Raw genomic sequence first — 5049 nt, forward strand, 5'->3', positions numbered from 1 at the left:
GCCAGGTCCCGGGAGGAGTGGACGCGGTCAAAGTCCGGATCCACCGGGCGAGCAGCCCTTCCGGCACCGCTCACCTCCATGCCCACGGCGCGGAACAGCCGTGCGATCTCACGGCCAATGGACCCGGAGCCCACCACCAACGCGCTTTGACCCTGGATCTTACGGGTGACCCGGTGCTGCCAGCGCTGTTCCTGCTGCAGCCTGAACGAACCCTGCGAGTCCTTGGCCATGTCGAGCACAAAGCCAAGCGCAAACTCAGCGATGGCCCGGCTGAGAACCCCACGGGAGTTGGTGTAGGTCACGTCACTGCGGATCAGTTCGTCGAAAAGCAGCTGGCTGACGCCCGCCGCAGAGACATGGACCCACTGCAGCGACCATGCCGCATCCCAGTTCTCCCGCAATGCCGGCGAGAACGAGTGCCACTGGTACAGCACGTCCGCGCCGTCCAGCGCTTTGGCGAGACCGTCCGCTTTGGTGAGCCGGACATCCGCAAGCTCTTCGATCTCGGCAAGCCGGGGCGGCAGACCCTCCCGGTAGAGGGCGGCGACGACGGGCCGCTCGCGTTCCGCGGCGGCGGTCATGACGCCGTTGCCGCGGTAGCGTTGGCCGGCTGGTCCGCGGCGAGTGCATCGATCGCAGACAGGACTGCTGCCGTGAATTCCAACGTCGACGACGTGCCGCCGACGTCGCGGGTGCCGAAGCCGTCGCGCAGCGCTGACTCGAACGCGGCCCGCAGGTGGGCGGCCGCCTCGGGGTGGCCGAGGTGCTCCAGCATCATGGCTCCGGACCAGATCTGCCCCACAGGGTTGGCCAGGCCCTTGCCGGCGATGTCTGGGGCCGAACCGTGAACCGGCTCGAAAAGGGACGGGAAGTCGCCCTCCGGGTTCAGGTTCGCGCTGGGCGCCAGACCGATGGAGCCCGTCACAGAGCTGCCAAGGTCGGACAGGATGTCGCCGAACAGGTTGGAGGCCACAATGACATCAAAGCTCCAGGGTTTCAAGACAAGATGCGCAGCAAGTGCGTCCACCAGTTCGCTCGTGAGGGTGACATCCGGGTACTCGCGGACTGTTTCGGCAACGACCTCGTCCCAGAACGGCAAGGTGTGCACGATGCCATTGCTCTTGGTGGCCGAGGTGAGCTGTCCGCGTCTGGACTCCGCCAGCCGTGCCGCGAAGTGTGCTGCCCGCAGTACGCCCAGACGGGTGAAGACGGTGGTCTGCATGGCACTTTCCTCGGGCAGCCCGCGGTACATCCGGCCGCCGACCTCCGAATATTCGCCTTCGTTGTTTTCCCGGACGATGAGGAGGTCGATGGGGTTCTTGGCCGCGAGCGGTGACGCGACGCCGTCGAGCGTCTTGACCGGACGGAGGTTGATGTACTGCTGGAACTCACGGCGGATGGGGATCAGCAGCCCCCACAGCGATTCCGCATCGGGGACCTCCGGTGAGCCCACCGCGCCCAGGAAGATGGCGTCGTGCGCGGCGAGCTGCTCCAGCCCGTCCTCGGCCATCATCCGACCGTGCCTGGCGTAGTATTCGCATCCCCAGTCAAAATAGGTGAACTCCAGGTTCAGAGAGTGGAGTTCCGCGATGCGCTCGAGGCAGTCGATGGCGGCGGGGACTACTTCGTTACCGATGCCGTCACCGGGGATAACAGCGATCTTGTGGGCGTTCATGACATTTTCCGCTCTGGCAGGACGCCCGGCAGCTGTTGCCAGCGGGCACCGGATCCCCCAAGGTTGACGATGGTACTTTTAGGCTCGGTCATCTCGTGGACGGCGTACCTGACCCCTTCCCGCCCTACACCGGATTTCTTGAATCCGCCAAAGGGCATGGAGTCGATCCGGACGTCGCTGGTCTCGTTGATGACCACGGCGCCCACGTGCAGTCTCTCCGCGATGGCCAGCGCCTGGTCGATGGACTGTGTGAAGACGCCTGCTTGAAGCCCGTAGTCGGAACTGTTGGCGGCGTGGACAGCGTCCGCGACACTGATGAAGGGCAGAATGCTGACGACGGGACCGAACACTTCCTCCCGGATCACCCGGCACTCCGCGGGCACGTCGGTCAGGACTGTCGGCTCATAGTAGGCGTTCCGCCGTGTCCCGCCCACGTGGACGGTCGCCCCGGCGGTCTTGGCCTCCTCCACCCACTCCTCGACGCGCCGTGCTTCGGCCTCGGAAATGAGCGGCCCAACGTCGGTGCCGCGGTCGAGCTTCGGCCCCGTCCTGAGCGCCTCTGTGCCGCGGGTGACCTGTTCCAGGACTTCCTCGAACAGCGAGATGTGCACGTACACGCGCTGGACCGAGAGGCAGTTCTGCCCGGCCACACCGAAGGCGCCTGCCACGATGGCATCGGCTGCCTGGTGCGCATCCGCGTCGGCGCAGACAATCGTGGCGTTGTTGCCGCCGAGCTCGGAGAGGATCTTCTTGGCACCGGCGGCCGCGGCAATGCGTTCCGCCGTCTGGGGACCGCCCGTGAAGGAAATCAAGTCCACCTGCGGGTCGGTGACGAGTGCTTCGGAAACGCCTGGCCCGCTCACGATCGCCGCGATGCGTCCGGATGGGACACCCGCTTCGAGCAGCAGCTCGACAAGTGCCAACCCGGTCAACGGGGTGCGCGTGGAAAGTTTAAGTACGACGCCGTTGCCTCCGATGAGGGCCGGGCCCAGCTTGTGTGCCACGAGGTTCAGCGGGTCGTTGAACGGCGTGATGGCCGCGACGACCCCTACCGGCTTGCGGCTGTACCAGCCGAGCTTGTTGCCACCGGCCATGCTGTCCTCAAAGCCCAGCGTCTCTCCGGCCAGCTCGCCGGACGCTGCGGCCGAGAGCCTGAAGGTCTCAATGCAGCGGCGGACCTCGCGCTCGGCTTCGGTGATGGTTTTGCTGCTCTCCGAAGCAATGATGTTGGCGAACCTGTCAGCCTGTTCCGCCAGCAGCTGGGTTGCCCTTTCCAGCGCCTGACGGCGGGAACGCAGCGGCCACTCGTCACCCTGGAGATGCCGGTGAAGGTGCGCTACCGCCCGGCGAACGTCATCCGCCGTCGAGGTGCATACGAGCCCCAGCAAGACACCGTCTTCAGGGTCCCTTACTTCAAGGGTCATGTCGGCGGTTTGCCACTGGCCCTCGAAGAACGCTCCTCCTGGGAGATTCGCAAATTTTGTGCGCCTGTAGGCGGTTTCTTCGGCTGATTTTGGGCGTGCTTCAGCCACGGTTGTAGATGCGATCATGGGAACCCTTAATTTGCCTATTTGACTCGGTCGATGATTTTTGCGGCTGCACCGATGAAGGGCAGGAACCACGGCGGGCCGAAGTGGCCTGGAACCGGCGGGTTCTTCAGGTCTTCCCAGACATTCGCGGACTTGTCGCCGGCCATGTAGTGGGCCATCCTCTTGCCCATGTGCGCGGCCATCTGCACGCCGTGTCCGCTGTAGCACAGGGAGTAGTAGAGGCCGTCGTGGACACCGGCGTGGACCATCTGGTCCATGGAGAGGTCAACCAGCCCGCCCCAGATGTAGTCGACCTTGGCGTTGGAGAGGTACGGGAACAACTCAAGCATGGCCTTGCGCAGGATCTCGGCGCTCTTGACGTCCGAGTCCGGGCTGGACAGCGCAAACCGGGCCCGGCCGCCGAAGAGCAGCCGATTGTCCGGTGTGATCCGGAAGTAGTAGGTCAGCATCTTGCTGTCCGAGGCCTGGCGCCGGTTGGGCAGGATCCGGTTGACCACGTCTTCGGGAAGCGGGTCAGTCACAATGATAAAACTGCCCACCGGGATCACGCGGCGCTGCAGCCAGGGCGTGACCTTGCCGGTGTAGCCGCTGGTGGCCACCAGGACCTGCTTTGCCCTGGTGATGCCGCGGGTGGTGTGCACGTCGTGCACGGTGCCGGAGACCTTCTTCAGCTCGGTCACCGCCGCGTTCTCGCAAATATCCGCTCCGGCGGCAACAGCCACTCCGGCCAGGCCATGCACGAACTTGCCCACATGCAGACCCGCGCCGAGCGGGTCCATCATCGCTCCCTGGTAGAAGTCCGTGCCGATTTCGCTGTGGATCTCGGACTTCGGGATCACGGTGACATGGTGGTCGGCCAGGGTGGCCAGCTTCTCCTGCGACTTCAGGAAGCCCTCGTAGTGGGACTTGTGGAAGGCCAGCGAGAGCTTTCCAAAGCGGTTGTAGTCGCAGTCGATGCCATTGTCATGCACCAGCTTCTCGATGGTGTCGATGGCGTCGTTGTATTCCTGGAACATCTCCACGGCCCGTGTGGCCCCGTAGCGTTTGACCGCGGTGCTGAAGCTGATAGCCAACCCGGTAGTCGCCATTCCCCCGTTGCGTCCCGATGCACCCCAACCCACGGTGTGGCGTTCGAAAACGGCAACGCTGGCGCCCTGCTTGGCAAATTCCAGGGCCGCGGACAACCCCGTAAATCCGGCGCCGATGATTGCCACATCGACATTCTCCGGTACCGGAGTCTGCCGGTAGTCTCCGGATGCTTCAGCTGTGTCCAGCCAGTAAGGAATGAGTTTCACGGTTTGACCTTTCGCCTCGACGTCGGTTTAGAGACCGAGGTGCTTGTTGATCTCGTCCAGGGACTTAACAGTGGTGAGGTCGTAGCCCTCGCCAATGGGGTCATAGCCACGGTCCAGCATCCAGAGATTCCGGAAGCCCATGTCGTGCATCGGATGCATGTCGTAGCGTGTGTGCGAAGAGACGTGCAGGAAGTCCTCCGGCTTGGCGTTCAAAGTGTCCAGCATGTACTCGAAGGCCTGGTAGCGCGGCTTGTAGGCCTGGGCCTGCTCGGCGGTCAACACGGCGTGGAAGTCTGCACCGAGCTTGGGAATGCTGATGTCCAGGAAGCTGTCGTCTGCGTTGGACAGTGCCACCAGCTTGTAGTTGTCGCCCATGAGCTTCAGCGGAGCCGGCACGTCCTCGTGGGCAACCCAGCCGCGTACAGCCTCGGCGAACTCTGCGCCGGCGCCCTCGGTCGGCCCAATCCCCCACCGCTTGCACACGCGGTCAAAGGAGTCCTGAAGGATCTGCTCGTAGGGCTTGTAGTCG

Annotated in this window: 5 protein-coding genes; all 5 read right to left on the reverse strand. The window is 64.1% G+C overall.

Annotated elements, in window-relative coordinates:
* On the reverse strand, positions 1 to 581 hold a 581-nt coding region (locus AC3A3W_RS09440; RefSeq protein WP_487442216.1), incomplete at its 3' end, for an NAD(P)-dependent oxidoreductase.
* Entirely contained in the window at positions 578 to 1675 is a 1098-nt protein-coding gene (locus tag AC3A3W_RS09445) for a tartrate dehydrogenase (protein WP_487442218.1), read from the reverse strand. The genes AC3A3W_RS09445 and AC3A3W_RS09440, both read right to left, overlap by 4 nt.
* Entirely contained in the window at positions 1672 to 3099 is a 1428-nt protein-coding gene (locus AC3A3W_RS09450) for an aldehyde dehydrogenase family protein (RefSeq protein WP_487442219.1), read from the reverse strand. Before AC3A3W_RS09450 ends, AC3A3W_RS09445 begins: the two co-directional genes overlap by 4 nt.
* A 143-nt stretch (positions 3100 to 3242) precedes the next feature.
* Complete coding sequence (locus AC3A3W_RS09455) at positions 3243 to 4520, reverse strand: NAD(P)/FAD-dependent oxidoreductase (protein WP_487442221.1); 1278 nt, start codon at positions 4518 to 4520, stop codon at positions 3243 to 3245.
* Positions 4521 to 4547: 27 nt separating this feature from the next.
* Positions 4548 to 5049: HAD family hydrolase (locus AC3A3W_RS09460; protein WP_487442223.1), on the reverse strand; the 502-nt coding region annotated here is incomplete at its 5' end.

Source organism: Arthrobacter sp. Soil_N43 (assembly GCF_057655195.1).

Coding starts and splice junctions, on each gene's coding strand:
- AC3A3W_RS09450 (WP_487442219.1), bottom strand. CDS start 3,099: ATGACCCTTGAAGTAAGGGACCCTGAAGACGGTGTCTTGCTGGGGCTC.
- AC3A3W_RS09445 (WP_487442218.1), bottom strand. CDS start 1,675: ATGAACGCCCACAAGATCGCTGTTATCCCCGGTGACGGCATCGGTAAC.